Here is a 17544-nt window from a genome sequence, read left to right as displayed (position 1 = left end):
TCACTCCCCGACGGCGCCGTCCGCCAGCTCCCGGACGACGTCGAGCTGGCCGACGTGCCGGGCGTACTCCTGGAGCATGTGGAACAGGATCCAGATCAGCGTGGGCCGCTCCTCGTCGAACCGGCCGCCCTTGCCCCCGGCGTCCTCCAGCGCGGCGGCCGACACGATGCCGCGGGTGTCCTCGGCGGCGGCCAGGAACGCCGTCCGCAGGCTCTCCAGGGTCTCCCCGTCCGCGACGCGCCACGGGTCCTCGCGGCGGCCGCCGGGACCGCGGTCGCCCCACGGCTCGGGGACCTGCTCGGCCAGGAAGCCCCAGCGCAGCCAGCGGATCTCGACGTAGGTGAGGTGCTTGAGCAGTTCGAGGGGGGTCCACCCGGACGGGACGAGGCTCGTCCGCAACTGCTCGTCGGTGAGGCCGTCCAGCTTGCGCAGCAGGGCGTCCCGGTAGTAGTCGAGGTAGCCGGTCAGCAGGGCGCGCGGGTCGGTGAGGTGCTCGGGCGGCTCGGGCGGCGACTCGATCGGGTTGACCATGATCCCGACCCTAGCAACCGGGCGCGCGGCGGCCGCGAGTCGCGCGGGCCTCGGCGGGGTAGGCGCGCGGCATGAGCGATTCCGCACAGAGACGCTGCCTCGTCACGGGCGCGACCGGGTACATCGGCGGGCGGCTCGTGCCCGAGCTGCTGGACGCCGGGTACGACGTCCGGTGCATGGTGCGCCGCCCCGAGGCCGCCGCCGCGCACCCGTGGGCCGACCGGGTCGAGATCGTCCGGGGCGACGTGCTGGACCCCGCGACGCTGCCCGCCGCGCTGGACGGCGTGGACGTCGCCTACTACCTGATCCACGCGATGGGCTCGGCGGGCGACTTCGCCGAGCGGGACCGCCGCGCCGCCGCCGCGTTCGCCGAGGCGGCCGAGCGCGCGGGCGTCGGCCGGATCGTCTACCTGGGCGGGATGCGGTCGGGCGGCGTGCTGTCGCGGCACCTGCGGTCCCGCGCGGAGGTCGCGCGCATCCTGCTGGGGAGCGGCGTGCCGACCGCCGTGCTGCGCGCGGGCGTGATCATCGGTTCGGGGTCGGCGTCGTTCGAGATGCTGCGGTACCTGACCGAGCGGCTGCCCGCGATGGTGACGCCCCGGTGGGTGACCTCGCGCGTCCAGCCGATCGCGATCCGGGACGTGCTGCGGTACCTCGTCGGCGCGGCGGACCTGCCGCCGGACGTCAACCGGGGGTTCGACATCGCGGGCCCGGACGTCCTGACGTACCGGGAGATGATGCTGCGGTACGCGCACGCGGCGGGCCTGCCGCCGCGCGTCATCGTGCGGGTGCCGCTGCTGTCGCCGTGGCTGTCGAGCCTGTGGGTCGGGCTGATCACGCCGGTGCCGGGGCAGATCGCGCGGCCGCTGGTGGAGTCGCTGACCAGCGAGGTCGTCGCCGACGAGCACGACATCGCCCGGTACGTCCCCGATCCGCCGGACGGGCTGATGGGCTTCGAGGAGTCGGTGCGGCTGGCGCTGCGGCGCGTCCGCAGCGGCGACGTCAGCACCTGGTGGGGGTCGGCGGCGACGCCGGGCGCGCCGAGCGACCCGCTGCCGACCGACCCGGACTGGGCGGGCGGCAGCCTGTACGTGGACGAGCGGGAACGTTCCACGCCCGCGCCGGCGGCGGCCGTCTGGCACGTCATCGAGGGGGTCGGCGGCCGCAACGGCTGGTACTCGCTGCCGGTCGCGTGGCGGCTGCGCGGCGCGGTGGACCGGCTCTCGGGCGGCGTCGGGCTGCGCCGGGGCCGCCGCGACCCCGTCCACCTGCGGGTGGGCGACGCGGTGGACTTCTGGCGCGTCGAGTCGGTGGAGCCCGGCCGGGCGCTGCGGCTGCGCGCGGAGATGCTGCTGCCGGGCCGCGCCTGGCTGGACCTGTCGGTGGAGCCGGAGGGGGCGGGCAGCCGCTACCGGCAGCGGGCGATCTTCCGGCCGCGCGGGCTGCTCGGGCACCTGTACTGGTGGTCGATCTCGCCGTTCCACGGGCTGATCTTCGGCGGGATGCCGCGCAACCTGACGGCGACGGCCGAGCGGGAGGCGCGCGAGGGCGCGGACCGGCGCGAGCCCGCGCGGGTCTAGGCGGTGCCGTCGATGAGGGCGCGGTGCGCGGGCATCGTCGCGGCGGGCAGGGCGCCGGGGGCGAACCACCCGGCGTCCAGGATCTCGCGCGGGTCCAGGTGAAGGTCGCCGCCGACCAGCTCGGCCTCGTAGGCGACCTCGGCGCGCAGCCGGTAGCCGCTGCGGACGCGGACGAGCCGTCCGGCGCGGACCTCCAGCGCGGTCTCCTCGCGGACCTCGCGCTCGACGGTCTCCTCGAACCGCTCGCCGCGCTTGGCGTAGCCGGTGGGCAGGCCCCAGTCGCGCCCGTCCGGCCACAGCCGGTGCCGCAGCAGCAGGACGCGGCCGTCGCCGTCGCGGACGACGCCGGTGACGCCGACCATGAACGTCGCGTGCCGCAGGTGGGCGATCCGCCACTGGACGCGGCCGTCGAGGGACTTCCAGAGGCGGGCGAGGAGGGCGTGCATGATCCCTTTCTATCGGCGGGCGGGGGCGGAATAGACCGGTCCGGCCGCCGGTTCCAGTGATCGATTTAATTTTCTACTATCTCGGGAGGCCGCCATGCAGTTCGGGATCTTCTCCGTCGGCGACGTGACCCCGGACCCGACGACCGGCCGGACGCCCACCGAGGCCGAGCGCATCCAGGCCATGCTGACGATCGCGCGGAAGGCCGAGGAGGTCGGGCTCGACGTCTTCGCGACCGGCGAGCACCACAACCCGCCGTTCGTGCCGTCGTCCCCGACCACGATGCTCGGCTACCTCGCCGCGCGCACCGACCGGCTCGTCCTGTCGACGGCGACCACCCTGATCACCACCAACGACCCGGTGAAGATCGCGGAGGACTACGCGATGCTCCAGCACCTGTCCGGCGGGCGCGCCGACCTGGTGCTCGGGCGGGGCAACACCGGGCCCGTCTACCCGTGGTTCGGCAAGGACATCCGCGACGGCATCGACCTGGCGATCGAGAACTACCACCTGCTGCACCGGCTGTGGCGCGAGGACGTCGTCGACTGGCAGGGCAAGCACCGCACCCCGCTGCAGGCGTTCACCTCGACGCCGCGCCCGCTCGACGGCGTCCCGCCGTTCGTGTGGCACGGCTCGATCCGCAGCCCGGAGATCGCGGAGCAGGCCGCGTACTACGGCGACGGGTTCTTCGCCAACAACATCTTCTGGCCGAAGGAGCACTACCAGCGGCTCATCGGCCTGTACCGCCGCCGCTACGAGCACTACGGGCACGGCAGCGCGGACCAGGCGATCGTCGGGCTCGGCGGGCAGGCGTTCATGCGGAAGAACTCCCAGGACGCGATCCGCGAGTTCCGCCCGTACTTCGACAACGCGCCGGTTTACGGGCACGGGCCGTCGCTGGAGGACTTCATGGCCGAGACGCCGCTGATCGTCGGCAGCCCGCAGCAGGTCATCGACCGGACGCTGCGGTTCCGCGAGGACTTCGGCGACTACCAGCGGCAGTTGTTCCTCATGGACCACGCGGGGCTGCCGCTCAAGACCGTGCTGGAGCAGCTCGACCTGCTCGGCGAGGAGGTCGTGCCGGTGCTGCGCCGCGAGTTCGCCATCGGGCGGCCCGCGCACGTCCCGGACGCGCCCACGCACGCCTCGCTGGTCGAGGCGGCCCGGACGCAGGCGGTGGAGTCGTGACGGCGCGGACCCTGGCCGTCGTGTCGGCGGGCGTCGGGCGGCCGTCCTCGACGCGGCTGCTCGCGGACCGGCTCGGCGACGCGGCGGCCCGCGCGCTGCGCGAGCGCGGCGACGAGGCCGAGGTCGTCGCGGTGGACCTGCGCGACCACGCCCGCGCGCTCGCGGACGCCGTCGTCACCGGGTTCCCGGGCGGCGCGCTGCGCTCCGCCGTCGAGACCGTGACGGGCGCGGACGGGATCGTCGCCGTCACGCCGATCTACAACGGCTCCTACAACGGTCTGTTCAAGATGTTCTTCGACGTCCTGGACGCCGGGGCGCTGGAAGGCCGCCCCGTCCTGCTCGGCGCGACCGGCGGCACCGCCCGCCATTCGCTGGCGCTCGACTTCGCGCTGCGGCCGCTGCTGGCGTACCTGCGGGCATCGGTCGTCCCCACGGCGGTGTTCGCCGCGACGGCGGACTTCGGCGCGGCCGACGACCCGCTCGGCGCGCGCGCCGGCCGGGCCGGCCGGGAGCTGGCGGACCTGGTGGCGGGCCGCGCGCCCGTCGTCCGGCCCGACCCCTACGACGAGCCGACGCCGTTCGCGGAGCTGCTGGCCGGCGACCCGCCCGGTTCCTGAGCCGGGTAGCTTTCGGGCATGCACACGGTCGCGGCGGTCGCGTTCGACGGCATGGCCCCCTTCGAGCTGGGCGTCGCCGTCGAGGTCTTCGGGCTGCCCCGGCCCGAACTCGGCGACCGGCCCTGGTACGACCTGCGCGTCTGCGCCGAGCGGCCCGGGCGGGATCTGCGGGCCGTCGGCGGGTTCACGGTCCGCGCCGAGCACGGGCTCGACGTCCTCGCGGCGGCGGACACCGTCATCGTGCCGGGCGTCGCGGACCCCGACGCGCCGCCGCCCGCGCTCGTCGCCGCCCTCCGCGCCGCCCACCGGCGCGGGGCGCGGCTCGTCTCCATCTGCTCCGGGGCGTTCGCGCTCGCCGCGACCGGCGTCCTGGACGGGCGGCGCGCCACCACGCACTGGCGGTACGCGGCGCGGCTCGCCGAACGGCATCCCGCCGTCCGCGTCGATCCGGACGTCCTCTACGTGGACGAGGGCGACGTGCTGACCAGCGCGGGGAGCGCCGCCGGGATCGACCTGTGCCTGTACCTCGTGCGCGCCGACCACGGGGCGGCCGTCGCCAACACGGTCGCGCGGCGGTTCGTCGTGCCGCCGCACCGCGAGGGCGGGCAGGCGCAGTTCGTCGAGGCCGCCGTGCGGCCGCCCGCGCCCGGCGGCGACGGCGTCGCGCACAGCATGGCGTGGGCGCTGGACCGGCTCGCCGAACCGCTCACCGTCGCCGACCTCGCCCGCGCCGCGCACATGTCCGAGCGCTCCTACCTGCGGCACTTCGCGCGGCGGACGGGCGTCAGCCCGATGCGGTGGCTCATCGCGCAGCGGGTCGCGGCCAGCCTGCCGCTGCTGGAGGCGGGCGACGCGTCGGTGGACGAGATCGCCGCGGCCGTCGGGTTCGGCAGCGCGGCGACGTACCGGCACCACTTCACGCGGCGGATGCGGACCGGGCCCGCCGCGTACCGGCGGGCGTTCGCGCCGCCGGTGGCGGGATCTTCGCGGACGTAGGCGGGCCCGGCGCTCGCCCGCGGTGGGGCGGCTTGCCGAGGATGGGGGTGTTGGTTCGCCGTCGTGAAGGGAGGCCGCCGTGAGCGGTGCCGTCCTGTCCGTCCCCGCCGCCGCGCCCGCCGACGCCGCCGCGCACTTCGCCGCGCGGCTCGCGTTCGAGACCGACGCGTCCGACGTCCGCGCCGACCTCGCGGCGGGCGTGCTCGGCCTCGTCGTCGTGGACGTGCGCGGAGCGGACGCGTGGGCGCAGGGGCGGATTCCCGGGGCTCTGCACCTGCCCGTCGCGCGGATCGCGGCCGACGCTCCCGCGCTCGTCGACCCCGCCGCGACCGTCGTCACCTACTGCTGGGGGCCCGGCTGCAACGGCGCGACCCGCGCCGCGCTCGCCTTCGCCCGCCTCGGCTACCGCGTCAAGGAAATGCTCGGCGGGTTCGAGTACTGGGTCCGCGAAGGGTTCCCCTACGACACCGACGCCGGGCCCGCGCGCCGCCCCGCCGACGACCTCACGGCACCCCGCGACGCCGTCTCCTGCGACTGCTGACGTTTGCGCGCCACCCACGGGGTACCCCCGACCACGACCGGACATCACCGATGAGGGGAGCACCCTTGACCACGCAGAAGTCCGCCCGGTCCGATCGGGAGACCGACGGGACGACGGGCCTGGGCGCGCCGCTGGGCGACGCCCAGACCTCCCCGGCCGAGATCCGCGACGACGCCGGGACCGCCCTCGGCCGCCTCGACGTCGCCATCCCCCGGCCCGCGCCGCGCACCGCCGCCTGGAGCGGCGCCGGAATCGCCGGCGTCGCCGCCGGCATCGCCGCCGTCCTGATGTGGCGCCGCCGCCAGCGCGACCGGCGGCCGATGCGGCGGTTCCTCACGACCGCCCGCAAGGCGGGCGCCAAGGCCGGCGAGACCGGCGCGGCCACGGCCCGCACGACGGGGCAGGCGCTGAAGCAGGCGGGAACGGCGGCGAAGAAGAAAGCCGCGCGTGTCAATGTGGGGGGATGACCCCCCACGCCCCCCACGCGCGGAGCATGCATCCTCACTCCGCTAGCGCTCCGTTCCGGTGCATCCTCCGCGCTGCGCGCGCCCGGCCGCTCGCCTGGCGGCTCGCGGCCGTGCGCGCGCGGGGCACCCCCCGTGGTTCCCGTAGTCGGTCGGGTGGGAGACCCCCGGCGGTCACGCGAGGGAAGACCCCTGTAATTGCGCGGTTGTGCAGGTGTGGAACACCTCATGCGGTCGTGCGCGCGTGGGGCGCCCCCGTGGTTCCCGCCGTTGTTCGGGTGGGAGGCCCCCGGTGGTCACGCGCTTGCGCGGGTGGGAGGCCTCCTCTGGTTGCGCGGTCGTGCAGGGGTGGAACGTCCGTGGGGGCCGTGGGCGCGGTTGCTTAGGCCGATTCTTCTCGTGTGATCGCTCTTGTTTCGCCCGCCAGGAGTAGGGAGTCGCGTTCGCCCTCTTCGAAGAGGCGGGCGGCGGGGCCGACGATCTTGGGGTCCGGGGGGCTCGCGACCGCCGGGTCCTTCTCGGGGTAGTCGAGGCGGTGCAGGACGTGGCGCATCGCCTCCAGGCGGGCGCGCTTCTTGTCGTTGCTCTTCACGACCGTCCACGGCGCGTCGGCGGTGTCGGTGTGGAAGAACATCAGCTCCTTCGCCTCGGTGTAGGCGTCCCAGCGGTCCAGGGACGCCAGGTCGACCGGGCTGAGCTTCCAGCGCTTCACCGGGTCCTCGTTGCGCATCGCGAAACGGCGCAACTGCTCGGCGCGCGACACCGAGAACCAGAACTTCACGAGCCTGATCCCGTCCCGCACCAGCAGCCGCTCGAACTCGGGGGCCTGGTGCATGAACTCGACGTACTCGCGGGGCGTGCAGAAGCCCATCACCCGCTCCACGCCCGCCCGGTTGTACCAGGACCGGTCGAACAGCACGATCTCCCCGGCGCTCGGCAGGTGCGCGACGTACCGCTGGAAGTACCACTCCGTCCGCTCGCGCTCGGTGGGCTTCTCCAGCGCGACGACGCGCGCGCCGCGCGGGTTCAGGTGCTCGGTGAACCGCTTGATCGTGCCGCCTTTTCCGGCGGCGTCGCGGCCCTCGAACAGGATGACGATCCGTTCCCCGGCGGATTTCACCCACGCCTGGAGTTTCAGCAGCTCGATCTGCAGCGTCCGCTTCTCGTGCTCGTAGACGCGCCGGGTCAGCTTCCGGTCGTAGGGGTAGCCCTCGCGCCACGCGTCCGCGTTCCGCGCCGCCGCCCGCAGCTCCGCCGGAATTCCCGTGCTCGACGCCATGCCCGCCCTTCCGGCCGCTCCTCACCCGGGGCCGATGAGGCCGCGCCGCACGGCGGCGGCGACGGCGGCGGTCCGGGACTCCACGCCCAGCTTGCCGTAAATGTGAACGAGATGGGTTTTGATCGTGGTTTCGCTGAGGAACAGCCGCCGCCCGACCTCCCGGTTCGACAGGCCCTCCGCGACGAGCCCCAGCACCTCCAGCTCGCGCGGCGTCAGCGTCGCCGCCGGGGCGCGCACCCGGCCGACCAGCCGGGCCGCGACGCTCGGCGCGAGCGCGCTCGACCCGGCCGCCGCCGCCCGGACGGCCGCGAACAGCTCGGCGGGCGGCGCGTCCTTGAGCAGGTAGCCGGTCGCGCCCGCCGCCAGCGCCGCGACGATGTCGGCGTCGGTGTCGAACGTGGTGAGGACGAGGACCCGCGCGTCCGTCCCGGCGGTGATCCGGCGCGTCGCCTCGGAGCCGTTCATGCCCGCGCCGAGCCGCAGGTCCATCAGCACGACGTCGGGGCGCAGCCGCGCCGCCGCCGCGACGGCCTCCTCGCCGGTCGCGGCCTCGCCGACCAGCGAGAAATCGGGCTGGTCGGACAGCATCGCGCGGATGCCCGTCCGCACGACCGGGTGGTCGTCCACGAGCAGGAGGCGGACGGGGGCGCTCACGGCGCCTCCGGCGGCAGCGGCAGCGTCACGGCGACGGCCGTCCCCTCGCCCGGCGCGGACTCCACGCTCAGCGTCCCGCCCAGTTCCTCGGCGCGCTCGCGCATGGCGCGCAGGCCGAAGCCACCGGTGCCGTCGAAGCCGCGACCGTCGTCGTAGACGTCCAGGACGACCGTGTCGTCCAGGTAGGTGAGGGTGACGCGGGCGTCGGCGGCGGCCGCGTGCCGGGCGACGTTGCCGAGCGCGCCCTGCGCGACGCGCAGCAGCGCCAGATCGTAGGCGGCGGGCAGCGCGCGCGGCGAGCCCGACAGCGCGAACCGGACGCGCGTCGCCGTCCGCGCCGCGACGTCGTCGCCCACCCGGCGCAGCGCGGCGGGCAGCGACCCGGCCGCCAGCGCGGGCGGGGCCAGTTCGCGGACGAACGCGCGCGCCTCGGCCAGGTTGTCCGCCGCCGCGCGTTCGGCCTCGGCCAGCAGCCGCTCGGCGTCGGCGGGCCGGGCGTCCAGGTCGCGGCGCGCGGCCCGGAGCAGCAGGACGATGCTCGACATGCCCTGCGCGAGCGTGTCGTGGATCTCGCGCGCCAGCCGCTCCCGCTCGGCGAGCCGCGCGGTGTCGCGCTCGGCGCGCACCAGCCGCTCGCGCGTCCCGACCAGTTCCTCGATGAGCAGTCGCCGCCGCTCGCTCTCCCGGTGCAGCGCCTGGTAGGCCAGCGCCATCAGCGTCGCGACCAGCGCGCCGATCGCCGGGCCGAGGAACTGCGGCAGCCCGAACCCGCCCGCGTGCCGTCCCGCCGCGCCCGCCGCGACGGCGTCAGCAGGACGACGCACGGGATCGCGGCGCGCAGCGGGAGCGTGTAGAGGCACACGAAGAACAGCGGGAACGCCAGGTACACGAACGCGGGCGCGCAGAACGCGAGCGCCGCCCAGCCGACGGCGACCGCGCCGAGCCAGGGCAGGACGGCCGCGCGCGGCCGCGCGCGCCGCCGCCCGGCGAGGACGCCCGCCGCGTACAGCGCGCCGAGCAGCGCCCCGCCCGCCGCCGGGCCGCCGCCCGGCGCGTCCGCCAGCGCGATCGACAGCGCGATCGACAGCAGCACCGCGAACGTGCCGTGGACCGCCCACGCCAGCAGGCGCGGCGGCCGGGAGAAAGGAGCGTCGGACATCGTTCACCAGCGTAAACGTCCCCCTCCCAGGGTCCGCATCCATCGTTCGATGGATGCGGGCGGGACCGTTCGCGCGATGCCCCGCGAGGAGGCCGCCGCCGAGGCTGGAAGGCGTCCACCCCAGACCGAACGGAAGGACCCCCGGATGTTCGTCGCCCTGCGCGACCTGCGGTTCGCGCGCGGCCGGTTCGCGCTCATGGGCGCGGTCGTCGCGCTGATCACCGCGCTCGTCACGGTGCTGTCCGGCCTGACCGGCGGCCTCGCCCGCGCCAACGCGTCGGCGGTCGAGGCGCTGCCCGCCGACCGGATCGTCTTCGCCGCGCCGCCCGGCCCGGACGGGCGGCGCGCCGCCGCCTCGTTCGACGACAGCCGCGTCACCGCCCGCACGCTGGAGGAATGGCGGCGCGTGCCGGGCGTGACGGCCGCCGAACCGCTCGGCGTCGCCATGAACCGGGTCGCCGCCGCGTCCGGGCGGGGCGAGGGGGCGGCCGTCTTCGGCGTCGAGCCCGGCGGTGCGCTCGCCCGCGCCTCCGGCGGCGCCCCCGCGCCCGGCGCGGTCGTGCTGTCGGCCGCGCTCGCCGCCGACACCGGGCTGCGTGCGGGGGACCGCGTCCGCGTCGGGGACCGGACGCTCGCCGTCGCGGGCGTCGGCGCGGACGCGTCCTACGGGCACGCGCCGGTGGCGTGGGTGGCGCTCGACGACTGGCACGCGCTGTCCGGCGGCGCGTTCGCGACCGTCCTCGCGGTGTCCGCCACCGGCCGCGCCGATCTCGCCGCCGCCGACCGCCGCCTCGGCACGACCGCGCTCACCCCCGGCGACGCCCGCGCCGCCATCGGCTCGTTCACCGCCGAGAACGGTTCGCTGCAGCTCATGCGGGCGTTCCTGTTCACGATCTCCGCGCTGGTCATCGGCGCGTTCTTCACCGTCTGGACGATCCAGCGCCGCACCGACGTCGCCGTCCTCAAGGCGCTCGGCGCGAGCACCGGCTACCTGCTGCGGGACGCGCTCGCGCAGGCCGTCGCGGTGCTGCTCGCCGGGGCCGCGCTCGGCGGCGGCCTCGGCGCGCTGCTCGGCGCGCTCGCCGGGGACGCCGCGCCGTTCGCGCTGTCCGCGGCGATCGTCGTGCCGCCCGTCGCGGTGCTCGTCCTGCTCGGTGCGGCGGGCGCGGCGGCCGCGCTGCGCCCGATCGTGTCCGCCGATCCGCTGACCGCCCTGGGAGCCGCCCGATGAGCCTCGACCTGCGCGACGTCGTCCTCACGTACCCGGACGGGGACCGCCGCCTCACCGCGCTCGACCACGTCGGCCTGACCGTCGCGGCGGGGGAGTTCGCCGCCGTCGCGGGGCCGTCCGGGTCGGGCAAGTCGAGCCTGCTCGCGGTCGCGGCGACGCTCGTCGCGCCCGACTCGGGGCGCGTCGCCGTCGCCGGGCGCGACGTGACGGGCGCGTCCCGCGCGGTCCGGACCCGCGTCCGGCGGGACCTCGTCGGGATCGTCTTCCAGCAGCCGAACCTGCTGCCGTCCCTGACGGCGCTGGACCAGCTCCGCGTCATGGCGCACCTGGCGGGCGGCTCGCCGCGCGCCGCGACGGACCGCGCCCGCGCGCTGCTGGCCGCCGTGGGCCTCGACGGCGCGGCGCACCGCCGCCCGCACGCGCTGTCCGGCGGCGAGCGCCAGCGCGTCAACATCGCCCGCGCGCTGATGAACGACCCGGCCGTCCTGCTGGTGGACGAGCCGACGAGCGCCCTGGACCGCGAACGCGGCGCGTCCGTCACCGCGCTCCTGGCGTCCCTCACCCGCGACCGCGGCCTGGCGACCCTGATGGTCACCCACGACTCGGCCGCCCTCACCGCCGCCGACCGCGTCCTCCACATCGACGACGGCCGTTTGGCACCGGCGGGCTAGAACAGCGTCGGAGGGCCGGCGGGGGTCGGTTCGGGGAGTGGGTGGAGTCCGGGGACGAGGGCGCGGACGTCGGTGTGGAAGCGGCGGGCCAGTTCCAGGGAGTCGGTGTTGGTCGGGGTGTGGACGAAGACGGTGGGGGAGCGGCCCTCCCGGAGCCATTCCGCCGTCCGCTCGACCCACGGACGCCAGCCCTCGGCGGTGCGCTCCGGATCGTCGCGGCCCAGGTAGCGCAGGACGGGACGGTCGGTGAGCACGCGCGTGCGGCGGGGGAGGCGCGGCTTCTTCGCCCACGCCTCGCGTTCCGCGTCGCTGGTGGGCAGGCCGCCCTCGAACAGCGCCGTCGTGTCGAACGTCGCCCACTCCGCGCCGGTCTCGCCGAGGACGCGCTCCAGGTGCGCCGCCGCGCGGTCGTCGGTGAAGAACGCCGGGTGCCGGACCTCGACGACGGCGCGGTACGCGCGCGGCAGCCGCCGCAGGAACGCCGCGAGCACGCCGAGTTCGGCGGGGCCGAACGAGCCGGGGAGCTGCGCCCACAGCGCGGGCGCGCGCGGGCCGAGCGGTTCCATCGCGTCGAGGAACGCGCGCATCGCCGCGTCCAGCTCGGCGTCGCCGCCCGCGAGGCGGCGGTCGTGGGTGACGGTCCGGGGCAGCTTGGGCAGCAGGAGGAAGTCGGGCGGCGTCTGCGCGGCCCACGTCTCGACGGTCTCGCGCGTCGGCGTGGCATAGAACGTCGTGTTCCCCTCGACCGCGTCGCACCAGCCCGCGTACGCCCGCAGCCGCTCGCCGGGCGGCAGACCGGACGGGACGAACCGCCCCTGCCAGGGCGCGTGCGCCCACATCGCGCATCCCACGTGAAGCCGCATGGGCGCGACGCTACCGGTCCCGCGCGGGGCCATCGCAAACCGAGCTATCGCTTGGCTAAATACTGCTCTAGGCTCCGAGGCACCGCCCCGGAGGGAGGACCCCGATGCCGGACGCGCCGCCCCGCCCCGGCGGGCGCACCGTCGGCGTGGACGTCGGCGGGACGTTCACCGACGTCGTCCTCGCCGGACCGCGCGGCCAGGAGGCCGTCGCCAAGCGCCTCAGCACACCGGGCGACCCGGCCGCCGCGGTCGTGGACGGCGTGCGGGCCGTCCTCGCCGAGGCCCGCGTGCGCCCCGCCGACGTCGTCCGCGTCGTCCACGCCACGACGCTCGCCACCAACCTGGTCCTGGAGGGCCGCGGCGGCCGCGTCGCGTTCGTCACCACGCGCAGCCGTTCAGCCTCGCGTCCGCCGCACCGCCGTTCTGGATCCACCTCGCGTACGACTTCGGCGGCGGCGGCGGGGCGCGGCACGGCGCGGACGGGCCCGACGCGACCGGCGTCCACTTCGGCGTCGGCCGCAACTCCGTCCCGCAGGTCGAACCCGCCGAGACCCGCTGTCCGTTCCGGATCGAGGAGGTCGCGCTGATCCCCGACTCCGGCGGGCCCGGCCGGTGGCGCGGCGGGCTCGGCACCCGGACGGTCTTCCGGCTCCTGGCCGACACGCACGTCACGACGCGCGGCGACCGGCTCGTCCATCCGCCGCCGGGCCGGTCCGGCGGACGGGCGGGGCGGTGCGGCGGGTTCTACCGGCTGCACGCGGACGGCGCGGCCGAGCGGCTGGCGGGCAAGCTCAACAACGTCCCGTTCCGCGCGGGCGAGGCGTTCGTCGTCGAAACCACCGGCGGCGGGGGCGTCGGCGACCCGCGCGACCGGCCGCGCGCGGCGGTCCGCGCCGACGCCGCCGCGCGGAAGGTCACCGCCGCCGGAGCGGCCCGCGACTACGGGACGGACGTCTGATGCGCCTCGGGATCACCCTCTTCGCCACGGACCGCACGATGTCGCCCGTCGCGCTCGCCCGCGCGGCCGAGGAGCGCGGGTTCGCGTCCGTCTACCTGCCCGAGCACACCCACATCCCGGTGAGCCGGGACACGCCGCCGCCGACCGGCGACGCCGTCCTCGCGGACGAGTACGCGCGCACCCTCGACCCGCTCGTCGCGCTCGCGGCGGCCGCCGCCGTCACCACGACGATCCGGCTCGGGACGGGCGTGTGCCTCGTCGCGCAGCGCGAGCCGATCGTGACCGCCAAGGCCGTCGCCACCCTGGACCGGCTGTCGGGCGGGCGGTTCGTGTTCGGCGTCGGCTACGGCTGGAACCGGGAGGAGGCCGCCGACCACGGCGTCGCGTTCGCGGAGCGGCGCGGCGTCGCGCGCGAGCACCTGCTGGCGATGCGCGCGCTGTGGACGCGGGACGTCGCCGGGTTCGACGGGCGGCACGTCCGGTTCGCCCCGAGCTGGGCGTGGCCGAAGCCCGCCGCCGGACCGCCCGTCCTCATCGGCGGCGCGCCCGGCCCCCGGCTGTTCGCGCACATCGCCGAACTCGCGGACGGGTGGCTGCCGATCGGCGGGCGCGGCGTCCGCGAGGCGCTGCCCGAACTGCGGCGCGCCGCCGAGCGGGCCGGGCGCGACCCGGCGGCGCTGCGCGTCGTCCCGTTCGGGACCGTGCCGGACGCGGGCAAGCTCGCCTACTACGCCGGACTCGGCATCGACGAGGTGGTGCTGCGGGTGCCGGGCGGGACGGCCGACGAGGTGCTGCCCGTCCTGGACGACTACGCCGCCCGGTTCCTGCCCTGCTGACCGCTACGCGTCCGAGGCGATCGTCTTGATCACCCGGCCCTTGAGGTTCACCGCCAGGTAGCCGCCGCCGTAGTCGTCGCTGCGGTAGACGAACACGGTCGGGGCGTCGCCGTTGAACGTCCACGCGGCGCGGACGATGACGTAGACGCTCGTCGGCTTCGGCACCTTCAGCGTCCGCTCGGCCCGGCGCAGCAGCGCGGGCAGCGCGTCCCAGTCGAACTTCGCCGGGTCCACCTTGGCGTCGCCCGTCGTGATCGCGACGCTCGGGCCGCTGCGGACGGCCGCGTCCGCGCCCTTCTCGTAGGTGTAGTTGTCGAACGCGGCGCGGCGGCCCCGGACGGGCGCGTCGGCGTCCGCGCGGTCGGGGAAGACCGTCAGCTCGGCGAACTGCGTGCTGCCGGACGCGGCCGAGACCTTCTCGATGACCTCGCGGATTCCGGCGGGCGTCAGGAGCGTCGCGGGCTCGGCGGCCTCGCGGGCGCGGGCCGTCGCGGACGCGCCGCCGCCGCTCGCGGTCGGCGCCGGCGGGCCCGCCGCGTTCCGGGACGCGTCCACGACGCGCGGGAGCACGATCACCGCCGCCGCGACCAGCGCCACGACGAACACGGCCGCGCCCGCGGCGGCGACGGCCGCGACCCGCGGACCGCGTCTCGGCCGCGCCCCGCCCGGCGCGGTGGCGGGCGGCGGGCTCCACGCGGCGGCCGGGAACGGCGGGGGAGTCATCGGCGGCGTCATCGGCGGTGTCATCGGCGGCGGGGTCGCGGGGCCGGAGGTCGCGGCGGCCTCGGCGAGCATCCGGTCCACCTGATCGGCCGCCGGCCGCGCCGCCGGATCGCGGACCAGCAGCGCCCGCAGCACCGGCGCGAGCGGCCCCGCGCGGTGCGGCGGCGGCAGCTCCGCCGTCATGACGGCCGCGAGCGTCGCCGCCGCCGTCGTCCGGCGCAGCGGGTTGCCGCCCTCGACCGCCACGTACAGCAGCAGCCCGAGCGACCACAGGTCCGACGCCGGGTCGCCCTCCAGCCCGTGCAGCCGCTCCGGCGCGATGTACTCCGGCGAGCCGACCAGCCCGCCCGTCGCCGTCACGCGGGACGCGTCCTCCAGCACGGCGATGCCGAAGTCGGTGAGGACCGGCGTCCCGTCCGCGCGCAGCAGGACGTTCGCGGGCTTGACGTCGCGGTGGCAGATCCCCGCCGCGTGGACGGCCCGCAGCGCGCCCAGCACGCCGCGCCCGACCGCCGCGCCCTCGGCGGGCGTCAGCGGCCCGTCCGCCAGCCGGTCCTGCAGCGACCGGCCGCGCACCAGCTCCATGACGAGCCACGGGTGCGGCAGCTCCGGCGAGTCCACGATGTGGTGGATCGTCACCACGTTGGGGTGGTCGACGCGGGCGAGCGCGCGGGCCTCGCGCATGACCCGCTCGCGCAACTGCCGCGCGAGCGCGGGATCGGGCGCGCCCGCGTCGTCGAACCGGACTTCCTTCAGCGCGACCTCGCGCTCCAGCGCCAGGTCCAGCGCGCGCCAGACCGTCCCCATGCCGCCGCTGCCGAGCCGTTCCCGCAGCTCGAACCGGCCGTCGACCACCATCCGCCCAGACGTCACGGCGGACAGCTTAGAACCACGCGTACCGGGTCATACGCGTCATCCGGCAACCGGACGGCGGCGGTCGGCGCGATCCCGCGCCCGGCGGCGCAAGATCAGGGAAAGATGGTGCCGGCAACAACGACGGTTTCCGCGCGCAGGAGGTCCCGATGAACGCCCCCCGGTCCATCCCCGCCCCGGCGACGGGCGGTGCCGCGTGAACTGGCACCTCGGCCGCCTCTGCGCGTTCGACCTGGAGACCGACGCCGCCGACCCGGCGGACGCGCGCATCGTGACGGCCTGCGTCGCGACCGTGGACGGCTCCGGCCGCGCCGCCCCGCGCACCGAGCGGTGGCTGCTGCGCCCGACGCGGCCGATCCCCGCCGACGCGACCGCCGTCCACGGCATCACCACCGAGGCCGCCGAGGCGTCCGGGACGGACCCGGCGCGCGCGGTCGAGGAGATCGCCGCGAGCCTGGCGGGCGCGGTGGACGCGGGCGTCCCGATCGTCGCGATGAACATCGCCTACGACCTGACCGTCTTCGACCGCGAGGCGCGTCGGCACGGCGTCAAGCCGCTGACGGACCGGCTGCTGGGCGGCCCGACGTCGCTGCGCGCGGTGGACCCGTTCGTCCTCGACAAGCACCTGGACCGCTACCGGCGCGGCAGCCGCCAGCTCGGCGCGCTCTGCGAGCACTACGCCGTCCCGCTGAACGGCGCGCACGACTCCGCGCAGGACGCCCTGGCGGCGGCCCGCGTCGCCTGGCGGATCGCCCAGCGCCACCCGGAGATCGCCCGCCTCTCCCTCGACGACCTGCACGCCCTCCAGGTCCGCGCGCGGCGGGAGCAGGAGGACTCGATGGCCGACTACTTCCGCCGCCAGGCCGCCCGCCAGTCCGACCCCGCCGACCGCGCCCGCCTCGAAGCCCGCGCCGCAGCCTGCACCGGAGCCTGGCCCCTGATCCCCTACGACGCCTGACCCGTCAGCGGGTGCCTTCCTGGGCGATGTTGCGGAGTGGGCGGCCGGAGGCCAGGCGGTGGGCGTTGTCGGCGGCTATGGCGATGCAGCGGTCCAGTGTCTCGGCGGTGAGCCAGGCGGCGTGCGGGGTGACGACGACGTTGTCGAGGGTGAGCAGCGGGTTGTTCGGGGCCACCGGTTCGGTCGCGAAGACGTCGAGGCCGGCTGCGGCGAGCGGGCCGTCGCGCAGGGCGCGGACGAGCGCGGGCTCGTCCACGATCGCGCCGCGCGAGGTGTTGACGAGGATCGCGCCGGGCTTCATGCGGGCCAGGCGCGTCGCGTCGATGAGCCGTTCGGTGTCGGGGGTGAGCGGCAGGTGCAGCGAGACGATGTCGGCCTCGGCGAGCAGCGCGTCGAGCGGCCGCCAGGTCGGATCGGCGGCCGAGCCGGAGCGGCTGTGCCACACGACGGTCGCGCCCAGCGCCGTCAGCGCGGGCTCCAGCCGCCGCGCGACCGCGCCGTGCCCGACCAGGCCGACGACCCGGCCGCCGATCTCCCCGACGCGGTCGGGGAGCGCGGTGTCCAGCGGCCAGCCGCGACCGGCGCGGGTCGCCGCGTCGAGCGGGACGACGCGGCGCAGCGCGGCGAGCATCAGCGTCAGCGCGGCCTCGGCGACGGCGGGCGCGTTCGCGCCGACCATGTTCGCCACCGCGACGCCCGCCGCGCGCGCCGCGGCCAGGTCGATGGTGTTCAAGCCGGACCCGAGCTTGTGGATGAGCTTCAGGCGCGGCGCGCGCGCCAGGTCGTCCTCCGTGATCGGGCGCAGGACGTGCCACAGGACGTCGGCGTCGGGCAGCAGCGCGGCGAAGCGCTCCTCGTCGGCCTCGGCGCACCAGCGCACGTCCAGTCCGGCGATCCGGGGCGCGAGGCGGTCGAGCGTCGCGGGCGTCGGCGCGAGGTGGCACAGCACGCGGGGCGAGTCGGTCACGGACGCGGCTC

At 76.4% G+C, this 17544-nt stretch carries 20 protein-coding genes and 1 pseudogene; 12 read left to right on the top strand and 9 right to left on the bottom strand.

Annotated elements, in window-relative coordinates; genetic code table 11:
- A complete protein-coding gene (locus tag G339_RS0108005) occupies positions 1–531 on the bottom strand; it encodes a DinB family protein (protein WP_019630553.1) in 531 nt (176 codons plus the stop codon).
- 71 nt (positions 532–602) lie between these two features.
- Between G339_RS0108005 and G339_RS0108000 the strand changes: the two genes are divergently transcribed.
- Entirely contained in the window at positions 603–2111 is a 1509-nt protein-coding gene (locus G339_RS0108000) for an SDR family oxidoreductase (protein ID WP_019630552.1), read from the top strand.
- Here G339_RS0108000 and G339_RS0107995 read toward each other — a convergent pair.
- Positions 2108–2557 (bottom strand): NUDIX domain-containing protein, encoded by a 450-nt coding sequence (locus G339_RS0107995; protein ID WP_033322587.1) that lies wholly within the window; start codon positions 2555–2557, stop codon positions 2108–2110. The genes G339_RS0108000 and G339_RS0107995 overlap by 4 nt on opposite strands.
- A gap of 94 nt (positions 2558–2651) precedes the next feature.
- Between G339_RS0107995 and G339_RS0107990 the strand changes: the two genes are divergently transcribed.
- The 5 genes from G339_RS0107990 to G339_RS0107970 all read left to right on the top strand — a co-directional run bounded on the left by G339_RS0107990 (position 2652) and on the right by G339_RS0107970 (position 6364).
- A complete protein-coding gene (locus G339_RS0107990) occupies positions 2652–3743 on the top strand; it encodes an LLM class flavin-dependent oxidoreductase (RefSeq protein WP_019630551.1) in 1092 nt (363 codons plus the stop codon).
- On the top strand, positions 3740–4360 hold the full coding sequence (locus tag G339_RS0107985) for a CE1759 family FMN reductase (protein WP_019630550.1): 621 nt from the start codon (positions 3740–3742) through the stop codon (positions 4358–4360). The genes G339_RS0107990 and G339_RS0107985 overlap by 4 nt, the downstream gene beginning before the upstream one ends.
- Positions 4361–4378: 18 nt before the next feature.
- Positions 4379–5356, top strand: a complete 978-nt coding sequence (locus tag G339_RS0107980) for a helix-turn-helix domain-containing protein (RefSeq protein ID WP_019630549.1) — start codon at positions 4379–4381, stop codon at positions 5354–5356.
- Between the two features lie 79 nt (positions 5357–5435).
- Positions 5436–5897: a rhodanese-like domain-containing protein gene (locus tag G339_RS0107975; protein ID WP_019630548.1), complete on the top strand. Its 462-nt coding sequence runs from the start codon at positions 5436–5438 to the stop codon at positions 5895–5897.
- 65 nt (positions 5898–5962) lie between these two features.
- The gene (locus G339_RS0107970) at positions 5963–6364 is read left to right on the top strand and encodes a hypothetical protein (RefSeq protein ID WP_019630547.1); all 402 of its coding nucleotides are present in this window, start codon (positions 5963–5965) and stop codon (positions 6362–6364) included.
- A gap of 379 nt (positions 6365–6743) precedes the next feature.
- Here G339_RS0107970 and ppk2 read toward each other — a convergent pair whose 3' ends face one another.
- The 4 genes from ppk2 to G339_RS40300 are packed head-to-tail and all read right to left on the bottom strand — an operon-like array spanning position 6744 to position 9453.
- Positions 6744–7640: a polyphosphate kinase 2 gene (gene ppk2 / locus G339_RS0107965; RefSeq protein WP_019630546.1), complete on the bottom strand. Its 897-nt coding sequence runs from the start codon at positions 7638–7640 to the stop codon at positions 6744–6746.
- 21 nt (positions 7641–7661) lie between these two features.
- Positions 7662–8294 carry a response regulator gene (locus G339_RS0107960; protein ID WP_019630545.1) on the bottom strand — a complete coding sequence of 211 codons (633 nt, stop codon included), beginning with the start codon at positions 8292–8294 and terminating at the stop codon, positions 7662–7664.
- Positions 8291–9118 (bottom strand): sensor histidine kinase, encoded by an 828-nt coding sequence (locus G339_RS36115; protein WP_240489764.1) that lies wholly within the window; start codon positions 9116–9118, stop codon positions 8291–8293. Before G339_RS36115 ends, G339_RS0107960 begins: the two co-directional genes overlap by 4 nt.
- Complete coding sequence (locus tag G339_RS40300; RefSeq protein WP_240489763.1) at positions 9007–9453, bottom strand: hypothetical protein; 447 nt, start codon at positions 9451–9453, stop codon at positions 9007–9009. The genes G339_RS36115 and G339_RS40300 overlap by 112 nt, the downstream gene beginning before the upstream one ends.
- Before the next feature lie 145 nt (positions 9454–9598).
- Between G339_RS40300 and G339_RS0107950 the strand changes: the two genes are divergently transcribed.
- Both G339_RS0107950 and G339_RS0107945 read left to right on the top strand, forming a co-directional pair.
- Positions 9599–10684: an ABC transporter permease gene (locus tag G339_RS0107950; RefSeq protein ID WP_019630543.1), complete on the top strand. Its 1086-nt coding sequence runs from the start codon at positions 9599–9601 to the stop codon at positions 10682–10684.
- The gene (locus G339_RS0107945) at positions 10681–11355 is read left to right on the top strand and encodes an ABC transporter ATP-binding protein (RefSeq protein WP_019630542.1); all 675 of its coding nucleotides are present in this window, start codon (positions 10681–10683) and stop codon (positions 11353–11355) included. The genes G339_RS0107950 and G339_RS0107945 overlap by 4 nt, the downstream gene beginning before the upstream one ends.
- Here G339_RS0107945 and G339_RS0107940 read toward each other — a convergent pair.
- Entirely contained in the window at positions 11352–12218 is an 867-nt protein-coding gene (locus G339_RS0107940; protein WP_033322585.1) for a DUF72 domain-containing protein, read from the bottom strand. The genes G339_RS0107945 and G339_RS0107940 overlap by 4 nt on opposite strands.
- A gap of 104 nt (positions 12219–12322) precedes the next feature.
- On the opposite strand from G339_RS0107940, the pseudogene G339_RS40295 reads away from it, so the two are divergent.
- From G339_RS40295 to G339_RS0107930, 3 genes and pseudogenes are all read left to right on the top strand, one after another.
- A pseudogene (locus G339_RS40295) lies at positions 12323–12550 on the top strand (hydantoinase/oxoprolinase N-terminal domain-containing protein); the annotation flags it as partial.
- Positions 12551–12645: 95 nt separating this feature from the next.
- Entirely contained in the window at positions 12646–13176 is a 531-nt protein-coding gene (locus tag G339_RS40290) for a hydantoinase B/oxoprolinase family protein (RefSeq protein WP_240489775.1), read from the top strand.
- Positions 13176–14012, top strand: coding sequence for a TIGR03619 family F420-dependent LLM class oxidoreductase (locus tag G339_RS0107930; RefSeq protein ID WP_019630540.1), 837 nt, complete (start codon positions 13176–13178; stop codon positions 14010–14012). Before G339_RS40290 ends, G339_RS0107930 begins: the two co-directional genes overlap by 1 nt.
- A gap of 3 nt (positions 14013–14015) precedes the next feature.
- On the opposite strand, the gene G339_RS0107925 is transcribed toward G339_RS0107930, so the two are convergent.
- Positions 14016–15608, bottom strand: coding sequence for a serine/threonine-protein kinase (locus G339_RS0107925; RefSeq protein ID WP_240489762.1), 1593 nt, complete (start codon positions 15606–15608; stop codon positions 14016–14018).
- A gap of 196 nt (positions 15609–15804) precedes the next feature.
- Between G339_RS0107925 and G339_RS0107920 the strand changes: the two genes are divergently transcribed.
- On the top strand, positions 15805–16566 hold the full coding sequence (locus G339_RS0107920; RefSeq protein WP_019630538.1) for an exonuclease domain-containing protein: 762 nt from the start codon (positions 15805–15807) through the stop codon (positions 16564–16566).
- Positions 16567–16570: 4 nt separating this feature from the next.
- On the opposite strand, the gene G339_RS0107915 is transcribed toward G339_RS0107920, so the two are convergent.
- The gene (locus G339_RS0107915) at positions 16571–17533 is read right to left on the bottom strand and encodes an NAD(P)-dependent oxidoreductase (RefSeq protein ID WP_019630537.1); all 963 of its coding nucleotides are present in this window, start codon (positions 17531–17533) and stop codon (positions 16571–16573) included.
- Positions 17534–17544: the final 11 nt, after the last annotated feature.

Origin of the sequence: Actinomadura atramentaria DSM 43919, assembly GCF_000381885.1 — a bacterium.
In the GTDB taxonomy this organism is placed as follows: domain Bacteria; phylum Actinomycetota; class Actinomycetes; order Streptosporangiales; family Streptosporangiaceae; genus Spirillospora; species Spirillospora atramentaria.
Note: the sequence above shows the minus strand (reverse complement) of the source record. Positions and strands in the feature narration are given on the sequence as shown.